General features: G+C 66.3%; 15 protein-coding genes and 1 pseudogene. 3 read left to right on the forward strand and 13 right to left on the reverse strand.

What is annotated here, in order from left to right; genetic code table 11:
- Nucleotides 1–110: 110 nt before the first annotated feature.
- Complete coding sequence (locus tag EDF74_RS03115) at nucleotides 111–476, forward strand: PadR family transcriptional regulator (protein ID WP_123728747.1); 366 nt, start codon at nucleotides 111–113, stop codon at nucleotides 474–476.
- Nucleotides 473–1,450 (forward strand): sensor domain-containing protein, encoded by a 978-nt coding sequence (locus tag EDF74_RS03120; protein ID WP_123728748.1) that lies wholly within the window; start codon nucleotides 473–475, stop codon nucleotides 1,448–1,450. Before EDF74_RS03115 ends, EDF74_RS03120 begins: the two co-directional genes overlap by 4 nt.
- 101 nt (nucleotides 1,451–1,551) lie before the next feature.
- Here the strand turns inward: EDF74_RS03120 and EDF74_RS03125 are convergent, their stop codons facing one another.
- Together EDF74_RS03125 and EDF74_RS03130 are read right to left on the reverse strand one after the other, a co-directional pair.
- Nucleotides 1,552–2,907, reverse strand: coding sequence for a polyhydroxyalkanoate depolymerase (locus EDF74_RS03125; RefSeq protein ID WP_184997039.1), 1,356 nt, complete (start codon nucleotides 2,905–2,907; stop codon nucleotides 1,552–1,554).
- A 57-nt stretch (nucleotides 2,908–2,964) separates the two neighbouring features.
- Nucleotides 2,965–3,561 carry a class I SAM-dependent DNA methyltransferase gene (locus EDF74_RS03130; RefSeq protein ID WP_123728750.1) on the reverse strand — a complete coding sequence of 199 codons (597 nt, stop codon included), beginning with the start codon at nucleotides 3,559–3,561 and terminating at the stop codon, nucleotides 2,965–2,967.
- A 161-nt stretch (nucleotides 3,562–3,722) separates the two neighbouring features.
- Between EDF74_RS03130 and EDF74_RS03135 the strand changes: the two genes are divergently transcribed.
- Nucleotides 3,723–4,178 (forward strand): CopD family protein, encoded by a 456-nt coding sequence (locus tag EDF74_RS03135; protein WP_123728751.1) that lies wholly within the window; start codon nucleotides 3,723–3,725, stop codon nucleotides 4,176–4,178.
- Between the two features lie 52 nt (nucleotides 4,179–4,230).
- Here the strand turns inward: EDF74_RS03135 and EDF74_RS03140 are convergent, their stop codons facing one another.
- From EDF74_RS03140 to EDF74_RS03190, 11 genes and pseudogenes are all read right to left on the reverse strand, one after another.
- Nucleotides 4,231–5,190 (reverse strand): acetyl-CoA carboxylase carboxyltransferase subunit alpha, encoded by a 960-nt coding sequence (locus EDF74_RS03140; RefSeq protein ID WP_123728752.1) that lies wholly within the window; start codon nucleotides 5,188–5,190, stop codon nucleotides 4,231–4,233.
- Between the two features lie 113 nt (nucleotides 5,191–5,303).
- Entirely contained in the window at nucleotides 5,304–6,173 is an 870-nt protein-coding gene (locus tag EDF74_RS03145) for a hypothetical protein (protein WP_428999140.1), read from the reverse strand.
- A 34-nt stretch (nucleotides 6,174–6,207) separates the two neighbouring features.
- Complete coding sequence (gene dnaE / locus EDF74_RS03150; protein ID WP_123728754.1) at nucleotides 6,208–9,789, reverse strand: DNA polymerase III subunit alpha; 3,582 nt, start codon at nucleotides 9,787–9,789, stop codon at nucleotides 6,208–6,210.
- 525 nt (nucleotides 9,790–10,314) lie between these two features.
- The gene (locus tag EDF74_RS03155) at nucleotides 10,315–10,977 is read right to left on the reverse strand and encodes a ribonuclease HII (protein ID WP_123728755.1); all 663 of its coding nucleotides are present in this window, start codon (nucleotides 10,975–10,977) and stop codon (nucleotides 10,315–10,317) included.
- A pseudogene (gene lpxB / locus EDF74_RS03160) lies at nucleotides 10,974–12,146 on the reverse strand (lipid-A-disaccharide synthase); the annotation flags it as partial. The gene EDF74_RS03155 and the pseudogene lpxB, both read right to left, overlap by 4 nt.
- Nucleotides 12,147–12,250: 104 nt before the next feature.
- Nucleotides 12,251–13,042: an acyl-ACP--UDP-N-acetylglucosamine O-acyltransferase gene (gene lpxA, locus EDF74_RS03165; RefSeq protein WP_123728757.1), complete on the reverse strand. Its 792-nt coding sequence runs from the start codon at nucleotides 13,040–13,042 to the stop codon at nucleotides 12,251–12,253.
- 19 nt (nucleotides 13,043–13,061) lie between these two features.
- Nucleotides 13,062–13,517: a 3-hydroxyacyl-ACP dehydratase FabZ gene (gene fabZ / locus EDF74_RS03170; protein WP_123728758.1), complete on the reverse strand. Its 456-nt coding sequence runs from the start codon at nucleotides 13,515–13,517 to the stop codon at nucleotides 13,062–13,064.
- A complete protein-coding gene (lpxD, locus tag EDF74_RS03175) occupies nucleotides 13,514–14,536 on the reverse strand; it encodes a UDP-3-O-(3-hydroxymyristoyl)glucosamine N-acyltransferase (protein WP_123728759.1) in 1,023 nt (340 codons plus the stop codon). The genes fabZ and lpxD overlap by 4 nt, the downstream gene beginning before the upstream one ends.
- A gap of 440 nt (nucleotides 14,537–14,976) precedes the next feature.
- The gene (gene bamA / locus EDF74_RS03180) at nucleotides 14,977–17,400 is read right to left on the reverse strand and encodes an outer membrane protein assembly factor BamA (RefSeq protein ID WP_184997041.1); all 2,424 of its coding nucleotides are present in this window, start codon (nucleotides 17,398–17,400) and stop codon (nucleotides 14,977–14,979) included.
- A 73-nt stretch (nucleotides 17,401–17,473) separates the two neighbouring features.
- On the reverse strand, nucleotides 17,474–18,832 hold the full coding sequence (rseP, locus tag EDF74_RS03185) for an RIP metalloprotease RseP (protein WP_123728761.1): 1,359 nt from the start codon (nucleotides 18,830–18,832) through the stop codon (nucleotides 17,474–17,476).
- Between the two features lie 34 nt (nucleotides 18,833–18,866).
- Entirely contained in the window at nucleotides 18,867–20,057 is a 1,191-nt protein-coding gene (locus EDF74_RS03190) for a 1-deoxy-D-xylulose-5-phosphate reductoisomerase (RefSeq protein WP_123728762.1), read from the reverse strand.
- Between the last annotated feature and the right edge of the window lie 2 nt (nucleotides 20,058–20,059).

Raw genomic sequence — 20,059 nt, forward strand, 5'->3', positions numbered from 1 at the left:
CGCACCGGGGCCTTCGGATCGTCGGGCATCCCAACCGGCACGGTGACTAACGACACATCCGCTATAGCGAAGTTAGGACTAGTGTGGACTCCACGCTAGCGGAGACCGCCATGAGCGACCACGAAGTCCACCTCAAGAAGTTCCAGAAAGAGCTCAGCTCCGGCACGGTATCCCTGGCCTTGCTGGCAGTGTTGGCCAAGGCCGGTGAGCCGCTGTATGGCTACCTGATCGCCAAGGAGCTGGAGCGGGTAGGGGAAGGCGTGCTGAGTGGCAAGCAGAGCGCGCTGTACCCGGTGCTGCGCAACCTGGAAGGGGCCGGGTTGCTGGAAAGCCATGTCGAGCCGTCGGTGGCCGGGCCACCGCGCCGCTATTACCGCATCAATGACACGGGGCACGAGGTGCTCAGGCAATGGACCGCCGCGTGGCGCGCCACCCGTGATTCCGTCGATTCCGTCCTGGAAGGGGTAACCGCATGAACATCGAATCCGTGGCCGGTCGGGCCTTGCCGACCACCATTCCCGCGTATCTGGCACAGCTGCGCGCGGCGCTGCACGACGCCGATCCGGCGATGGTGCAGGACGCCCTGTACGACGCCGAGGAGTATCTGCGCTCCGAGCTGGCCGCCCAGCCGGGCCGCAGCGAGGCCGAGGTGATCGCCGATGTGGCCGGCAGCTATGGTGCGCCGGAAGAAGTGGCCGAGATCTACCGCGAAACGGAAATCACCGTGAACCGCGCGCTGCGCACGCCGAGCGCGGGTGCGGCGCCGCTGCGACGTGCGGCGGCGGTCAGCGCTGGCGCGGACCCGGTACCACCGCCGGCCCCGCCCAAGCCCCGCTCGGCGCTGGCGAGCTTCTTCGGCGTGGCGCTGGAGGCACGCACCTATGGCGCGCTGTTCTACATGCTGCTCTCGCTGGCCACCGGTATCTTTTTCTTTACCTGGGTGGTCACCGGCCTGTCGCTGTCGCTGGGCCTGATGGTGTTGATCATCGGCATTCCAGTGGCGGTGCTGTTCTTCGGTTCGGTGCGCGGTCTGTCGCTGCTGGAAGGACGACTGGTGGAGGCCCTGCTGGGCGAGCGCATGCCACGCCGGCCGACGTATTCCGACCGCAGCCGCAGCTGGCTGCAGCGCATCGGTGACATGTTCACCGATGGCCGGACCTGGCTGACCCTGCTGTACTTCGTGCTGATGCTGCCGCTGGGCATCGTCTACTTCACGATCGCCACCACGCTGTTGTCGACCTCGATCGGCTTCATCTGGGCACCCGTGGCGGCGCTGTTCTCCAGTGACTACGTGGGCATCCACATCGACGGCATCCAGATGCTGCCGATCTGGGTCACACCGCTGCTGGCGATCATCGGCGTGCTGCTGCTGTTCGCGACGCTGCACCTGGCCCGCGGCATCGGTCACCTGCACGGGATGATGGCCAAGCATCTGCTGGTGCGGCTGTAACGTTCGGCCACAGGTCGGAACCCGAGGATCCGGTAGTGCCGGCCGCTGGCCGGCATTCCCCAGCGTAAGCCCCCTGGTCGGGGGCTCCCGCCAAACGGTTGTCAGCCCGCCTTGCGGCGCAACGGCGTCACGTTGCTCGCGATCTTTGCGGCCTTCTTCGGCTTGCTGGCCACAGTCTGCGCATGGGCCGCGAAGAAATCACGCACCTTCGGATAGACGGTTTCGCGCCAGCGGCGGCCGCTGAAGATGCCGTAGTGGCCGGCGCCTTCGACGATGAAATGCTCGCGATGCGCGGCCGGAATGCCGGTGCACAGGTCCTGCGCCGCTTCGGTCTGGCCGAGGCCGGCGATATCGTCCAGCTCGCCTTCGATGCTCAGCAGTGCGGTGCCGGTGATCGCGCTGGGATCCACGCGTTCACCCTGCACGTACCACTCGCCGCGCGGCAGCAGGAACTCCTGGAAGACCACGCGGATCGTGTCCAGGTAGTACTTGGCCGGCATGTCGAGCACCGCGTTGTACTCGTCATAGAAACGACGGTGCGCGTCGGCATCTTCCATGTCGCCCTTGACCAGGTCGGCATAGAAATCCCAGTGCGAACTGAAGTGGCGGCTCGGGTTCATCGACAGGAACCCGGCGTGCTGCAGGAAGCCGGGGTACACGCGGCGGCCGGCGCCGTGGAAGGTGGCCGGCACGGTGTGGATGACATTGTTCTCGAACCAGGACATCGGGTTCTGCGTGGCCAGATTGTTGACCGCGGTCGGGCTGCAGCGCGCATCGATCGGTCCGCCCATCATCACCAGCGACCGCGGCGTGGTTTCGCCACGGCTGGCCATCAGCGAGACGGCGGCAAGCACCGGCACGGTCGGCTGGCAGACGCTGATCACGTGCAGCTTCTCCGCACCGAGGTGGCGGATGAATTCCTGCACGTAGGCGATGTAGTCATCCAGCCCGAACTCGCCTTCGCTGCCCGGCACCATCCGCGCATCGACCCAGTCGGTCACGTACACGCGGTGATCGCGCAGCAGGGTGCGCACGGTATCGCGCAGCAGCGTGGCGTGGTGGCCGGACAACGGCGCCACCACCAGCACGAACGGCTGGTTGAGCATGGTGTGCAGCTGGTCGGCTTCATTGCTGTGGCGCTTGAAGCGCAGCAGTTTGCAGAATGGCTTGCTGATCTCTTCGTGGACGACGATCGGCACGCGCTCGCCCTCGACGTCGATTTCATTGATGCCCCATTCGGGCTTCTCGTAATCCTTGCCGATGCGGTGGAACAGCTCGTTCACAGCGGCCAGGCGATCCGCGCCGAGCATCTGTGACCACCAATGACCTTGATTGGCGAAGAACTTCGCGTTGGCCTGGGCCTGGTGCACCCACGGGGCGAGCAGGTTGCGGGTCAACTCATGCAGCTGATATAGCATGACGTCCAATATGTATGGTCTTATGTTGCCGCGCAGCATAGCGCACCCGTCGCGCGGGCGCGTTAATGCGGGTGCTGTCTCAATTGTTATCGAGACTCAGGGCGCGCCACGTTCCAGTGCAGCCGCGTGACCTGCCAGTGCGGGCGACAGCCAGCAGTGCGAGCCCAAGGCGGTGAAGCCGACCCGCTTGAGCTGGCTGCGGTACCAGCGCGCCGGGCGCGGCTGGAAGCCTTCGTGGTCGCCATCGAAGTCATCCTCGGCGGTGAATGCCTCCAGGAAGGCCACGCCGGCGGTCAGTTCGGCAAAGCCTTCCAGCGCCGGGCGCAGCTCGCGGCTGGGCACGTAGTGCATCACGTCCGAGCAGATCAGCAGATCCACCGGCGCGCACGGGCGCAGCCAGGCAAAATCGCCGACCTTGGCCGGGTGCAGGTTGCGGCTGCGGCCGTAGCGGTGCACGGCGTAATCGCTGCTGTCGAAGCCCAGGTACTGCACGCGCGGGCGCAGTTTGAGCAGCGGGGCGCGCCAGGCGCCTTCGCCACAGCCGATGTCCAGCACGCTGCGGATCGGGCGTTCCAGGTAGTACTCGGCACTGGCCACCGCAAGCGCCACCTTGCGCGCCAGGCGCGCGGCGCCACCGGTCTGGTCAGGCTGGTACCAGCGCTGGAAGTAGGCGGCGTCGTAGGTTTTGTCCATGGAAGATGTGCACGTGGGTGAAAGCGGCGCTTATCGTACGGCGTGGCGCGCGCGGATGCGTAGTGGAGGTGTGGCGATGGGTCGCGTCAGCCCCCCATGGGGTGGCTCTACCGGGCATGCGAGAATGGCGGCCACCCCATGCCAGCCGCCGGAGCAAGCACATGCAGTCCTACTACTGGGTCAAGACCTTCCACCTGTTGTTCGTGGTGGCGTGGATGGCGGCGGTGTTCTATCTGCCCCGGATCCTGGTCAACCTCAGCGAGACGGCCGGCCAGCTGCCGGTGACCGAGCGGCTGCAGCTGATGGGCCTGCGCCTGTACAAGTTCGGCCACATGATGTTCGGCCTCGCGCTGCTCCTGGGCGTGGTGCTGTGGCTGGGCTACCGCGTGATTCCCGATTTCCCGACCATGGTCGCGCCCGGTGCGGCGGGCTGGCTGCATGCCAAGCTCGGCCTGGTGGTGCTGCTGCTGGTGTATTACTCGTGGACCGGGCGCCTGTTGAAGGGCGCGGTACGCGGCAAGCCGTTGCCGTCCTCGCGCGCGCTGCGCTGGTTCAACGAACTGCCGCTGGTGCTGTTCATCGGCGTGGTCTGGCTGGTGATCGCCAAGCCGTTCTGAAAAAAAGCCGGGCGCTTGCGCGTCCGGCTTTTTCGTCTGCACTGCAGCCTGATCAGGCCACTTCGTAGGTCCCGTAGCTGCGCAGGCGCTCGTAACGCTTCTGCAGCAGCTCATCGACCGGCAGCTTCTCCAGCACGTCCAGCTCGTTGAGCAGCACGGCCTTGAGGCGTTTGGCCATCTGGTTCGGGTTGCGGTGGGCGCCACCGGTCGGCTCACGCACCACCTTGTCCACCAAGCCCAGACCCTTCAGGCGCGGGGCGGTCAGGCCGAGCTGTTCGGCGGCGTCCTTGGCCTTGGCCGGGTCCTTCCACAGGATCGAGGCGCAGCCTTCCGGGCTGATGGTCGAGTACACGCTGTACTCCAGCATCACGGTGCGGTCGCCCACGCCCAGGGCCAGTGCGCCGCCCGAGCCGCCTTCACCGATCACGGTGCAGACCACCGGCACCTTCAGTTCGGCCATTTCCATCAGGTTGCGTGCGATCGCTTCGGACTGGCCGCGCGATTCGGCGTCGATGCCCGGCCAGGCGCCGGCGGTGTCGATCAGGGTCAGCACCGGCAGGCCGAAACGCTCGGCCATCTTCATCAGGCGCAGCGCCTTGCGGTAGCCCTCCGGCTTGGGCATGCCGAAGTTGCGCTTGATCTTTTCCTTGGTGTCGCGGCCCTTCTGATGGCCGATCAGCATCACCGAGCGGCCACCGATGCGGGCCAGGCCGCCGATGATCGCCTTGTCGTCGGCGAACGCGCGGTCGCCGGCCAGTTCCTGGAACTCATCGCAGATGATGCGGATGTAGTCCTCGGTGTACGGGCGGGACGGATGCCGGGCCAGCTGCAGCACCTGCCAGGAGGTCAGGTTGCGGAAGATCTGCGCGGTGCGCACCCGCAGCTTGTCCCGCAGGGCATGCACCTCGGCCTCGACATTGACCGCAGGTCCGGCGCTGGCGCTGCGCAGTTCCTGGATCTTCGCCTCCAGATCAGCGATGGGTTGCTCGAAGTCGAGGTAGTTCGGATTCATCGGAAACCGTCGTGAAGAAAAGAGGGAAAGTGTAGCCGAATGCGCCGAAAAGCCCCGTACGCCGACGTCTGGAAACCGACGGTAGCGCAGCAGGGCCAGGGGCGCCAGTCAGGTCAGGGGACGACCAGCGCCGCGCTGCCCATCAGCGCGCTGCGGGTCTTCACGAAGGTGTTGTAGCCCTCGTTGGCCTCCTTGGGCAGGCCCGAGCCCAGTCGGGCGGTCGCTGCGGTGAACGCCATCTGCGCCTGGAAGGCCTCCTGCTGGAGCTGCAGCTGCGCATCGGCAGAGGTGGCGTGCAGGTAGCGGGTGTACAGCTCGCGCAACGGGCCGGCATGGACCTCGAAGGCCGGATCCAGCGGCGGCAGGGCGGTCGGGGCCGCGTCCAGCGTGTAGGCGGGGGCCACGTAGCCCTTGGGCTGCTGGCGTGCGTAGGCACCGGGCTGGCCCATGCCTGCTTCGACGTAGGCGATGAAATCCGGGGCGGTGAAGATCTTGGCGTTGATCCGGCCGCCGCTGGCGTCCACATGGGCCACGGTCTGGACCTCCGGGAACGGCTCGCGGACGCCGAAGCTCCAGGCCTGGTCGATGAACAGGTCATGGGTGGTCTGGTACGGCCCTTCGAACGTCACGCCGCCCAGCTCGATCTGGTTCTTCAGGCTGCCGAAATGCTGCAGCTTGTCTTCACCGGTGACGTAGATCTCGTTGGCGATCACGTACTCGGCCAAGGTCGGGTTGATCAACCCACCCCTGCCGCTGGCGTAGACGATGAAACGCACATCGCCGAGCTGTTCGGTCTGCAGATGATGTTCACCGGGCTTGAGCTTGACCGGGCGCGAGGCGTGCGCGGCGATCGGCAGTTCATTGCCATCGATGCGCAGGGTCAGCGGCGTGGCGCCCGGGTTGTCGATCTCGAAGGTCTGGGCGGGGCTGGAACAGCCGGTGATGGCGACGGCTGCACTCAGCAGCACGGCAAAACGCTTGATCAAAACAAAATACCTGTGTTGCAACAGAAAAAAATCAGTTCGCCCAGGGCGGGCTGTAACGCACTTTCACCGTGCGGACCGCAGGATCGGCGCGCAGTGCGTCGACCAGGTGGCTGTCCACGCGCACGGCGATGTCACCGGCGACATCGAGCATGCCGGCCACCGGGCCCTGTTCCGAGCCAAGCAGCAGGTCCAGGCGCAGCGGTGTGCGGCCGGGGCGATGCCGGTCGAGCAGGGTGTTGACGCGGTTCCACACCCCACCGTCCTGGCGCAGGTCCACCCGCAGCGACAGCCGCGTGGCGTAGTTGGCGCAGATGTCTTCGTAATCCCAGACCTGGCGGATGCGCAGGGCATAGCCGCCGTTGAACTCGTCTTCGCGCAGGCCGCCCTTGACCACCAGGATGCGGTCCTTGGTCATCAGGTGGCCGAACTCGGCCAGGCCATCGGTGAAGGCGCTGCATTCCACGCGGCCCTTGCCGTCTTCGAGCTGCATGAAGATCTGGCTTTCGCCCTTGCGGCGTACGCCGACCACCAGGCCGGCCAGGATCACCGGCGTTTCCTGGCGCCAGGCGCGCTTCTCGCCGTCCTTGCTCGGGCGTGCCGGCGGGATCAGTTTTTCCAGCTTGCCCAGGTCGGTACCGACCAGTTCCTTGACGTCATCGGCGTAGGGATCGAACGGGTGGCCACTGAGGTAGAAGCCCAGCGTTTCGCGCTCGCCGTCCAGCAACTGGCCCAGCGCCCACTCTTTGGCTTCGGGCAGTTCCAGCTGCATCGCGGTGCTGACCGGATCGGGTGCGCCGAACAGCGAGTTCTGCCCGGAGGCCTTCTCGCGCGCCATCTGGTCGGTGGCCTTGAGAACTTCGGGCAGCTGCAGCATCAGCGAGGCGCGGTTCTTGCCGAGCCCGTCCATCGCGCCGCAGTTGATCATCGCTTCCAGCGTGCGGCGGTTGAGCTTGCCCGATTCGGCACGCATGCAGAAATCCAGCAGCGACGCATAGCGGCCGCCACGCTGGCGCTCTTCCACGATCGCTTCGCAGGCGCCCTGGCCGACACCCTTGATCGCGCCCAGGCCGTACACGATGGTGTCGGCGCTGGAGGCTTCGAACATGTACGCCGATTCGTTCACGCGGGGCGGCAGCACGGTCAGGCCGAGGTTGCGCACTTCGGCGAGGAAGCCGACCACCTTGTCGGTGTTGTCCATGTCCGAGGACAGCGTCGCGGCCATGAACTCGGCCGGGTAATGACGCTTGAGCCAGGCGGTCTGGTAACTCACCAGTGCGTAGGCGGCGGCGTGCGACTTGTTGAAGCCGTAGCCGGCGAACTTCTCCATCAGGTCGAAGATCGCGTCGGCCTTGGCTTCGACGACACCGTCCTTGGCCGCACCTTCACGGAAAATCTCGCGGTGCTTGGCCATTTCGGCCGGCACCTTCTTGCCCATCGCGCGGCGCAGCAGATCGGCGCCGCCGAGCGAGTAACCGCCGACGATCTGCGCCATCTGCATCACCTGCTCCTGGTACACCATGATGCCGTAGGTGTCTTTCAGGATCGCTTCGGTGCGCGGATCGGGGTAGATGATTTCTTCCTGCCCGTGCTTGCGCGCGTTGAAGGAGGGAATCAGGTCCATCGGGCCGGGGCGGTACAGCGACACCAGCGCGATGAGATCTTCGAAGCGGTCAGGACGCGCGTCTTTCAGCAGGCGGCGCATGCCCGAGGATTCGAACTGGAACACCGCGCCGGTATTGCCGTTGGCGAAGATGTCCTTGTAGGTGGGGACGTCATCCAGCGGCAGCGCGGTGATGTCCACCGGCGGAATGCCGGCGCGCTCGTGCCGCTTGTTGATCGCCTTGACCGCCCAGTCGATGATCGTCAGCGTGCGCAGGCCGAGGAAGTCGAACTTCACCAGGCCGATTTCTTCGACGTCGTTCTTGTCGAACTGGGTGACCGGGTTGCGGCCCCTGCCGCCTTCATCATGTTCGGCGAACAGCGGGCAGAATTCGGCCAGTGGTTCCGGTGCGATCACCACGCCACCGGCGTGCTTGCCGGCGTTGCGGGTGAGGTCTTCGAGCTGGCGTGCCAGGTCGATCAGGTCGCGGACATCGTCTTCGTTCTGGTAGCGCTGGATCAGCTCCGGCGAGGCCATTTCCGAATCCTTGCCTTCGCCCATCGCATCCTTGAGCGAGATGCCCAGGATGTTGGGGATCAGCTTGGAGACGCCGTCGACCAGGCCGTACGGGAAGCCGAGCACGCGACCGGAGTCGCGCACCACGGCCTTGGCCGCCATGGTGCCGTAGGTGATGATCTGGCTGACGCGGTCGCGACCGTATTTACGCGCGACGTAGTCGATGACTTCGTCGCGGCGGTCCATGCAGAAGTCGATGTCGAAGTCGGGCATCGACACGCGTTCGGGGTTGAGGAACCGTTCGAACAGCAGGTTGTACGGGATCGGATCCAGATCGGTGATCTGCAGCGCCCAGGCCACCAGCGAGCCGGCACCGGAACCGCGGCCGGGGCCGATCGGAATGCCCTGGTTCTTTCCCCACTGGATGAAGTCGGCCACGATCAGGAAGTAGCCGGGGAAGCCCATCTTGATGATGGTGGCCAGTTCGAATTCGAGGCGCTCGAAATAGTCGGCGCGGGTCTTGCCCGGCGCCAGCGGATTCTTTTCGAGACGTGCTTCCAGGCCCTTGCGCGATTCGCTGCAGATCCAGCTGTCGAGGGTTTCCTCTTCGGGGACCGGATAGTTGGGCAGGAAGTAGGTGCCCAGCCGCATCTCGATGTTGCAGCGTTCGGCCAGCGCCAGGGTGTTGTCGATCGCGTCGGGAATGTCGGCGAACAGCGCGCACATGTCCTCGGCGGATTTGAGGTACTGCTGGTCGCTGTAATCGCGCGGGCGTTTGGGATCGTCCAGCACGCGGCCGGAGGAAATGCAGACGCGCGCTTCGTGGGCGCTGAAGTCTTCCGGCTGCAGGAAGCGCACATCGTTGCTGGCGATCACCGGCAGGCCACGCTGGCCGGCGGCCTGCAGCGCAAACTGGTTGAAGGCTTCTTCGCCATCGCGGCCGGTGCGGGTCAGCTCCAGGTGCAGGCCGTCACCGAACACGCGCTGCCAGTCGGCGAGCTGTTGCTCGGCCAGATCGTGGCGGCCGTCGCCGGCGAGGCGGCCGGCGAGGCTGTCGCGGCCGGCCAGTGCGAACAGGTTGTGGCAGCCGGCTTTGAGCCAGTCCGGGTGCACGGCGACGCCGCCTTCAGGGCGATGGCCTTCCATCCAGGCGCGGGTCAGCAGCCTGGAGAGGCTGAGGTAGCCTTCGCGGTCGCGGCAGAGCAGGGTCATGCGCCAGGGCGTCATGCCTTCTTCGGCGATCATGATGTCCGCGCCGGCGATGGGTTTGATGCCCACGGTTTCGGCGGCTTTGTAGAACTTGACCAGCGCGAACAGGTTGTTGAGATCCGTCACTGCCAGTGCAGGCAGCTTCAGTTCGACCGCGCGGCTGAGCAGGTTGGCCTGCTTTGCTTTTTTCGGGTCAGCCTGATCCGGCTTCGCCGGGACACGGATGGTCGAATCCGCCAGCGAAAATTCGGTGTGGACGTGGAGATGTACGAAACGGGAAGTGGACATGCCGAACCAATGTGATGCCCGGTCAGGGTAGCGGTGGCGGTGGTCGCTAACAAGGCTTGACAGGGGTGTTGCGGGGGCGCGGGTTGGCGGTGGGGTTCAGGTTTGCTTGGGGCGGTTGCAGCGATTGCGGGGCTTGGCGCTGGTGGGGCACATGCAGGAGCGGCACGTGCAGGAGCGGTGGGCGCTGTGGTGCTGCGGGCTGGGGCGGCGGGGGCAGAGTCGCGGGACACGCTGTAAATACGTCCGTGTAAGCTCGTAGGCAGCATCCATGCTGCCTGACGGTCCCGCGCCTCTACCCCCGCCACCCCCTCGACAGATGGCCGGTGCGTTGGGGTAAGCAACAGCCGGTCCTTCGATAGATGACGGGTGCGCAGAGGCAGGCAGCCGTCAGCCTCCGAGAGGTATCGGGTAAGCAGGAACGAGTAACCGCCAACCGTTCCACCCCTGGCTGATGACCAGTGGCGAGCAACCGCCGTGTGTTGAGGGTGTCATGCCGTGCCAGGCGGTGCCCAGCCGTTGCAGCACTCAGGCGGGAAGGCTGCTGAGCTCGGGGTCCAGGCACGCGCGGACGGGGGCGAAGCTGCGGCGGTGCTGGGGGCAGGGGCCGTGGCTGCGCAGGGCGGCGAGGTGGGCGGGGGTGCCGTAGCCTTTGTGCTGGTCGAAGCCGTATTCGGGGTGGGCCTCGTGCAGGGTCTGCATGAAGCGGTCGCGGCTGACTTTGGCGAGAATCGAGGCGGCCATGATGGCGCGGTCGAGGGCGTCGCCGCCGATCAGGGCCTGGGCCGGGCAGGGCAGGCCTTTGGGGACGACGTTGCCGTCGATGCGGGCGAACTGGGCGACGTGGGCGACGCCTTCGACGGCGCGGCGCATGCCGAGCATCGTGGCCTGGTAGATGTTGAGGGCGTCGATTTCGCCGACGTCCACCATCACCACGTGCCAGGCCAGGGCGCGGTCGAGGATCTTGTCGTAGAGCTGGTCGCGGCGGGACGCGGTGAGCTGCTTGGAGTCGTCCAGGCCGTTGAGGCGCGGTCGGTCGGGGCAGAACACCACGGCGGCGACGGCGACCGGGCCGGCCAGCGGGCCGCGTCCGGCTTCATCCACGCCGGCCACGTAGCGCGGGGCGACGGTGGCCAGGGTGGCGCCGTCGAACAGGGCCAGGGACGCGGCTGCGGCGTGGCGGCGGCTCATGCGGTGCGGTCGCGGTTGGCGCTGCGTTCGAGCAGCTCGGTGACGGCGTCGGCAGCGCGCGCCGAGGCGTCGCGACGCAGCTGCACGTGCAGGCGCTCGTACGTGTCCTGCAGGTCGGTCACGCGCTGGGGGTGGTCGAACCACTGCAGGATGGCGGCGGCCAGTTTGTCCGGGGTGCAGTCGTGCTGCATCAGTTCCGGAGCAAGGTCCTTGCCGGCCAGGATGTTGGGCAGCGCGAAACGGTCGACCTTGAGCAGCCCCAGCGCCTTCACGATGCGGTAGGTGAGCTCGGCCACGCGGTAGCCGACCACCATCGGGCGTTTGACCAGCATCGTCTCCAGGGTGGCGGTGCCGGAGGCGAGCACGACCACGTCGGCGGCGATCATCGCGGTGCGGGCGTTGCCGTCGAGCAGGTGCGAATGCGCCACCGGCAGCGCCGAGGCGGAGAGTTGCTCGCTGATCAACTGGCGGCAGGCGGCGTTGGCGGCCGGGACCACCACGTGCAGGCCGGGGATGCGTTCGGAGACCTGCCAGGCTGCTTCAAAGAACGGTTCGCCGAGCTTGCTGATTTCACCCAGACGACTACCCGGCAGTACCGCCAGCACCTTCGCGTTGGAGGGCAGGCCGAGCTCGGCACGCGCCTGTTCGCGGTCGTTGTGCAGCGGGATGTCATCGGCCATCGGGTGGCCGACGAAGCGGGCGTCGATGCCGTGCTTGGCGTAGATCGGCGGTTCCATCGGGAACAGGCACAGCACGAGGTCGGCGCTGGCCCCGATCTTCTCGGCACGCTTTTCGCGCCAGGCCCACACCGAGGGGCTGACGTAGTGGACGGTGCGGATGCCGCGCTCCTTCAGCCAGCGCTCGACGCCGAGGTTGAAATCGGGCGCGTCGATGCCGATGAAGACGTCCGGCTGCCACTCCAGTGCACGCGCGCGGAACTCGCGGCGCAGCTTGAGCAGGCGCGGCAGGTGGCGCAGGATTTCGGTCAGGCCCATCACCGCCAGTTCGCTGGCGTCGAACCAGGTCTGGCAGCCGGCGCTGCGCATGGCGTCGCCGCCAATGCCGGCGAACTCGGCGTTCGGGAAGCGCAGGCGCAGCTCGCGGACCAGGCCCGCGCCGAGCAGGTCACCGGAGGCTTCACCGGCGACCAGGGCGATCCGTACCGGGCGCTCGGAGGTGCGCACGGCCAGCGTCTGTTCAACGCTGGTCGCCATCGCAGCGAGCGGGATGATCTCGGCGGTCGTGAGGCCCGGGGTGTGCCCGCCTTGACCCGTCATCGCAGCAAGGGCCTCTCGGCGCTTTCGATGAAGTCCAGCAGGTCCTTCACGTCGGCGCTGTGGCTGGCCTGTTCGGCCAGCTGCACCTTGGCGTCGGCCAGCGGCAGGCCGGCCACGTACAGGGTGCGGTAAGCGCGCTTGATGCTGGCGATGCGTTCGGCATCGAAGCCACGGCGCTTGAGGCCTTCGCTGTTGATGCCGCGGGGGCGGCCCAGCGATTCGCTGCCGACCATGGTGAACGGCGGAACGTCGCCATTGGTCAGTGCGCCCATGCCGAGGAAGGCATGCGCACCGATCCGGCAGAACTGATGGGCACCGGCGAAGCCGCTGATGATCACGTAGTCGCCCACGGTGACGTGGCCGGCCAGCGTGGTGTTGTTGGAGAACACGCAGTGGTTGCCGACGTGGCAGTCATGCGCCACGTGGGTGTAGGCCAGCATCCAGTTGTCGTTGCCGACCGTGGTGATGCCGCCGCCACCGGCGGTGCCGCGGTTGATGGTGACGAATTCGCGGATGACGTTGTCATCGCCGATCACCAGTTCCGTGCGTTCGGCCTTGTACTTCTTGTCCTGCGGTTCGCCACCGATCGCGGCGTGGCCGATGAAGCGGTTGTTGCGGCCGATGCGGGTCGGGCCATGGATCGAGCAGTGCGGACCAACCTCGGTCCCGGCACCGATCTCCACGTCCGCACCGATCAGGCAGAACGCACCGACGCGCACATCCGCAGCCAGCTTCGCCGACGGGTCGATGACCGCGGTGGGGTGGATGAGAGGGGCGTTGTCGCTCATTGCAGGTCTCCTGCCTGGGTCATTCGCGGGTGCCGGCGCACAGCACTTCGGCGCAGGCGACGATTTCGCCATCGACCTTGGCCACGCAGTCGTACACCGCCATGTTGCGGATCACGCGCTTGATCTCCACGTGCATCTCCAGCACGTCGCCGGGGACGACCTGCTTGGTGAAGCGGGCCTTGTCCACCTTGACCATGTAGAACAGCTTGGACTGCGCGTCGCGGCCCAGGGTGAGCTGGGTCAGCACGCCACCGGCCTGGGCCATGGCTTCGATGATCAGCACGCCGGGCATGATCGGCTGGCCGGGGAAGTGGCCCTGGAAGAACGGCTCGTTGACGCTCACGTTCTTGTTGGCCACGATCCGGCGGTTTTCGTAGTCGATAGAGACGACCTTGTCGACCAGCAGGAACGGGTAACGGTGCGGGATCAACGCCTTGATCTGGTTGATGTCCGGCAGCTTTTCGGTGGTGCTCATTCCTTCTCCTTGCTCACAGACAGGATGCGCCGGGCGAGCGAATCGAGCTGCTTGAAGCGCGCGGCGTTCTTGCGCCACGTGCGGTTGTCGGTCAACGGGGTGCCGGACGAGTATTCGCCCGGCTCATGGATGGAGTTGCGCACCACCGATTTGCCGGTGATGACGACCTTGTCGCAGATTTCCAGGTGGCCGACCACGCCGACATGCCCGCCGAGCAGGCAGTAACGGCCGATCTTCGCGCTGCCGGCGATGCCGGTGCAGCCGGCGATGGCCGAGTGCGCGCCGATCTGGACGTTGTGCGCGATCTGGACCAGGTTGTCCAGGCGCACGTCGTTGTCGAGCACGGTGTCTTCCAGCGCGCCACGGTCGACGCAGGTGTTGGCGCCGATCTCGCAATCGTCGCCGATGCGCACGCCGCCGAGCTGGGGCACCTTGATCCAGTGGCCGGCATCCATCGCCAGGCCGAAGCCGTCGGCACCGAGCACGGCGCCGGGGTGCACGCGCACGCGCTTGCCGAGTTTGACGCGGGTGACCAGGGTCACGCGGGCGATCAGTTCGCAGCCGGTGTCCAGGGTGCAGTCTTCGCCGATGATGCTGCCCGGGCCGATCATGCAGTTCTCGCCGACGACGCTGCGCGCGCCCACGGTGACGAACGGGCCGATGTGGGCGCTGGCGGCGACCTGGGCCTCGGGATCGATGCAGGCACTGGGGTGGATGCCCGGCGCGCGCGGCGGCGCGATGTCGAACAGGGCGGCGATCTTGGCGAAGGTGGTGTACGGGTCCTTGGCGACCAGGGCGGCGCCGGGCGCGGCCTCGGCGTCTTCGGCGCGCAGCACGACGATGGCGGCCTGGCTGTCGGCCAGCTGCGCGCGGTAGCGCGGGTTGGCCAGGAAGGTGAGCTGGCCGGGGCCGGCATGGGCGAGCGTAGCCACGCCATGGATGGCGGTGCTGCCATCACCATGGACCTGCAGGCCAAACTGCTCGGCGAGTTGCTGGGCGGTATAGGTAGGAGTGTTCACCGGGGGAGTTTACCGTGTGCTGCCGAAACGGTCATGCGGGCGGGGGTTTGGTGCTTGGTCGGTGTGGTGCGGCTCGGCGCCTCTGGGGCTATCGCGCGGATCCGTGGCGGGTAGCCCGATCCTGGACGCGCCGTAAACCCATCCCTGGGGGCTCGTGGGCCGCATCCATGCGGCCCAACGGTCCAGGATCGGGCTACCCACCACGGATCCTGACAGTGTCCTGCGCGCGCGGAAGGGAAGTGCCGGGCGCTGGCCGGCGGCCGTTGATCGGGGACGGTCGTAAAAACGAAAACGCCGGGCAAAGCCCGGCGAATGCGTACGCGTCTGGTGGAGAGCCCCCTTCTTGTTGAAGGGGGCGCGCCGACAGGCGCGGGGTTAAGGTGGCAGGACGGGCCCCGAGGTTTGCAACGCAAACCTTGGGTACGTTTGGTGGTCAATTCTTAGAATTGGCCGCCAAACGTAAATTGCAGACGCTCGACTTCGTCGCCGTCTTCCTTCTTGAGCGGGAAGGCGTAGCTGATCGAGATCGGCCCGACCGGGGCGCGCCACAACAGGGCCACACCGGTGGACACGCGCAGTTCGTTGGCCTTGAAGTTGCTCACGCCGGTGTACACGTTGCCGAAGTCCACGAAGGCCGAGATACGGGCCGACGGGCTGTCGAACAGGCGCGGGAAGTAGGCTTCGACCGAACCGACGGTCTTGAGTGAGCCACCCAGCGGCTGGCCGCGGTTGTAGCTCAGCGTCGGTTCCGAACGCGGGCCCAGGGTGTTGTCTTCGAAACCACGCACCGAGTTGGTACCACCGGCGTAGAAGTTCTCGTAGAACGGCAGGCCCGTGGCGGTGACGGTCTTGATGTAATCCGACGAGGCCGGGTTGCAGTCGATGGTCTGGGTCGGATTCGGATTGGCGTTCGAGGGCGCGGTGTAGCAGAGGTCGCGCGTCACGTCCTTGCCGTAGCTGTCGCCGTAGCCGATTTCGGCGCGGGTGTTGATGACCAGCTGCGGGATGATCGGCCAGTACTTGGAGAACTGGTAGTTCAGCTTGTAGTACTCGACGGTCGAACCCGGCAGCGTGGTTTCCAGGCCGACGCGCTGGTAGGTACCGCGGGTCGGCATGAAGTAGTCGTTACGGGTATCGCGCGCCCAGCCCAGCTCGCTGCGCCAGGAGTGGAACGTGCGCTGGCCGACGGCGTTGATGTAATCGATGATCGCCTGCGGGGTCGAGCCCTGGTAGGTGGTGATCTGGTTGCTGTCGATGCCCACCATCAGCGAGACGGTGTCGTTCTCGGTGATCGGCACGCCGAACACCACCTGCGCGGCACCGTTGGTGCTGTTGTACTGCGCGGTGTTGAAGTCGGAGTAATCCAGCTCGCGCCAGGACAGGTTGTAGCCCAGCGAGACGCCGTCATCGGTGAAGTACGGGTTGGTGTAGCTGAAGCCATAACGCTGCAGGTAGCTGCTGCGCGAGGCTTCGACCGACACGCGGTTGCCGCCGCCCAGGAAGTTGTTCTGCGACAGCTGCACCGACGTGGTCATGCCGTAGGACTGCGAATAGCCCAGGCCGAACACGAAGCTGCCCGAGGTGGTTTCCTTGACGTTGTAGACCACGTCGACCAGATCGTTGCTGCCGGTGACCGGCGGCGTTTCCACGTCGACCGATTCGAAGTAGCCCAGGCGCTGCAGACGGATCTTGGAACGATCGATCGCGGCCTGCGAGTACCAGCTGTTTTCGAACTGGCGCATTTCACGACGCAGCACTTCGTCGGAGGTGCGGGTGTTGCCCTTGAAGGTGATGCGGCGCACCGACACGCGCGGACCGGGAACGACCTGCATGTTGATGGACACCGTGCGGTCGGCACGGTTGCTGGTCGGAATCGGGTTCACCTTGGCAAAGGCGTAACCGATGTTGGACAGCGAATTGGTGATCTGGTCCGAGCTGAATTCCAGCAGCGCACGCGAGAACGTATCGCCGGACTTCTGGATCACCATGCGCTCGACATCTTCCTGCGGGAGGATGGTGTCGCCGGTGACCTTGATCTCGGAGATCTTGTACTGCTCACCCTCGGTCACGCCGGCGGTGATGAACATGTCGCGCTTGTCGGGGCTGATCGAGACCTGGGTGGAATCGATGCTGAAATCCACGTAGCCGCGGTCCAGGTACCAGGAGTTCAGCTTTTCCAGATCGCCGGACAGCTTTTCCTTGGAGTACTGGTCATCGCGGCGGTACCACGAAGCCCAGTTGTGCTCCTTCGATTCCCAGGTTTCCAGGATGTCTTCGGAGGCGAACTTCTCGGTACCGACCAGGTTGACGTGCTGGATCTTGGCGGCCTTGCCTTCCTTGATCGCGATGGCGATGTCCACGCGGTTGCGGTCCAGCGGGCTCACCGTCGGGGTGATGTCCACGTTGTATTTGCCACGGTCGTTGTACTGGCGGCGCAGTTCCTGCGTCACGCGGTCCAGGCTCAGGCGATCGAAGGTGCCGCCCTCGGTCAGGCCGATGTCGCTCAGGCCCTTGAGGAGCTGGTCGCTCTTGATGTCCTTGTTGCCGGTGACGGTCAACTTGTTGATCGCCGGGCGTTCCTTGACCGTGACCACGAGGATGTCGCCCTGGCGGTCGAGCTGGACGTCTTCGAAGAAGCCGGTCTTGTACAGCGCACGGATGGTTTCACCGACCTTGTTGTCGGTGATGGTGTCGCCACGTTCCACCGGCAGGTAGGTGAACACGGTACCGGAGGTGATGCGCTGCAGACCATCCACGCGGATGTCGCTGACGGTGAAGGGCTCGGCTGCCTGCGCCAGGGCGGGCGCGCCGAAACCGGCAACGAGTGCGAGGGCCAGCAGGCGGCGATTGGGGAGTCGCGTCATGTCACGTCCGGTTGGAGTCGATTTCAACATTGCGGGATGCCGGCGCATAAGACGACGACAAAAGGATAAAAGTTCATCGCGGGACCAGACCGAGGATGTCGTTGTAGAACGCCAATCCCATCAGTCCGGCCAGCAGGGCCAGGCCGACATACTGTCCGGCGGCCATGGCACGCTCGCTCAGCGGGCTGCCCTTGACCAACTCGATAAGGTAATACAGCAGGTGCCCGCCGTCCAAGATGGGGATGGGCAACAGGTTGATGATGCACAGGCTCAGGGACAGCAACGCCAGGAAATACAGGAACCAGTCCAGGCCGCGCTTGGCCGAGACATTGGCGACCCGGGCGATCGTGACCGGCCCGGAAATGTTCTGCAGCGAGGCATTGCCGGTGACGATGCGTCGCATCATGCCCAGCGAATCGCCGGCCATGCGGGCGGTTTCACGCAGGGCGACCGGGACTGCCGCAAACGGCCCGAACTTGAGTTCGGCGTCATACGCCGGGGCATGGGTCTCCGGGAATCCGATGCCAATCTGCCAAGTGGCCTGGCCGCGGCCATCCACGCCCTGGCGCGGGGTGATTTCCAGCGCCAGCCGTTCGCCGCCGCGCAGGACGTCGATCATCCCGGGGCCGCCGCGCTGGCCCAATGCGGCGATCTGGGCCGGCACCTGGTCGGCGCCTTCGATCCGCTGGCCGTCCACGGCCACGATCAGGTCACCCGGCACCAGGACGCCCTGGGCGGCGCCCTCGGGCAGCACTTTGTCCACCAGGGCCGGCTGCAGCCAGAACTGCCAGCTCAGGCCGGCCAGCTGCGGTACACGGCGCTCGTCGAAGCCAGCGGGCAGCTGCGACAGCGGCACGGTGCGGGTGCGGGGCTGATCCAGGCCATCCAGCACCTCGACCTTCGCGTCCTGGCGGTCCATGGCTGCGGTGGTCAGCGCCATGCTGGCCTCACCGGCGGTGGCCACGCTGCGGCCGTCGACCTTCACCACGCGGTCGCCGGCCTGCAGCCCGGACGTCTGGGCCATGCCGGTGGTACGGCCGATGGTGGCCGAATAATCCTGTTTGCCGATCACGAACATCGCCCACAGCAGGGCGATGCACAGGATCAGGTTGGCGGCCGGACCGGCGGCCACCACGGCGATACGCTGCCAGACGGTCTTGTGGTTGAAGGCCTGGCCGCGCTCGGCCGGGTGCACCTCCACCTCGCGCTCGTCCAGCATCTTCACGTAGCCGCCGAGCGGGATGGCGGCGATCGCGAATTCCGTGCCGGCGCGGTTGCGGCGCGACCACAGCGGCTTGCCGAACCCGACAGAGAAGCGCAGCACCTTGACCCCGCAACGGCGGGCGACCCAGTAATGACCGAATTCGTGGAAGGTCACCAGCACGCCAAGGCTGACGATCATCCACCAGACGGATCCGATGAAATCACCCATGGTGATCAGCGCTGTTAAAGGACGTGTCGGGCATTCAGGCGTGGTCGATGGCGGCTTGGGTGATCTGGCGGGCGCGCTGATCGGCGGTCAGCAGGCCCTCCAGTGTATCGGCGGACTCGGTCGACAGTGTTGACAGAGCGTTAGCGACCAGCGCGGGAATGGCAAGGAAAGCTGCCCGCCCCTGAAGAAACGCTGAAACAGCGACTTCATTGGCCGCATTGAGGATCGCCGGGGCCGTGCCGCCGGCCGCCATGGCCTGCCAGGCGAGCGTCAGGCACGGGAAAGCCTCGGTGTCCGGTGCTTCGAAATCCAGCCGACCCTGGGTTAGCAGGTCCAGCCCGCCGACCCCTGATTCGATCCGCTGCGGCCAGCCCAGGCCCACGGCCAGGGTGGTACGCATGTCCGGCAGGCCCATCTGGGCCAGGGTCGAGCCGTCGACGAACTCGACCAGCGAATGCACCAGGCTCTGGGGGTGGACGAGCACGTCGATGCGCTCGCCGGGCACGTTGAACAGGTGGTGGGCCTCGATCACTTCCAGGCCTTTGTTCATCAACGTCGCCGAATCGACTGAGATCTTCGGGCCCATGGACCACTTCGGGTGGGCAACAGCCTGGGCCGGGGTGACCTGGGCAAGCTGCTCGCGGCTGCGGCCACGGAACGGACCGCCCGAGGCGGTCAGGATGATCCGGCGTACACCGGCGCCGTCCAGGCTGGCATCGCGCGAGCGCAGGCACTGGAAGATCGCGCTGTGCTCGCTGTCGATCGGGATGATCTCAGCACCGGCGGCAGCGGCCTGGCGCATCAGCAGTTCGCCGGCGAGCACCAGCGATTCCTTGTTGGCCAACAGGATGCGCTTGCCGGCGGCGGCGGCGGCCAGGGTCGAGGACAGCCCGGCCGCGCCGACGATGGCCGCGACGAGCGTGTCGCACGCGTCGCTGGCGGCCAGCTGATCCAGCGCCTCGGCGCCGGCGTGGGCCTGGGTGGCCAGGCCGGCGTCACGCAGACCGTCGCGCAGAGCGGCGTACAGCGCTGCGTCGGCGATCACCGCATGGGCCGGCCGGTGCGCGGCGCACAGCGCGACCAGTGCATCGACCTGGTGGCCAGCCGCCAGCACGGTGACCTGGTAGCGGTCCGGATGACGCGCGATCACATCCAGCGCGGATGCGCCGATGGAACCGGTGGCGCCGAACACGGCGACCTGGCGGGGGGCGGAAGCGCTGGACATGG

The sequence above is a fragment of the Stenotrophomonas rhizophila genome (genome assembly GCF_003751305.1).
Taxonomy (GTDB): domain Bacteria; phylum Pseudomonadota; class Gammaproteobacteria; order Xanthomonadales; family Xanthomonadaceae; genus Stenotrophomonas; species Stenotrophomonas rhizophila_B.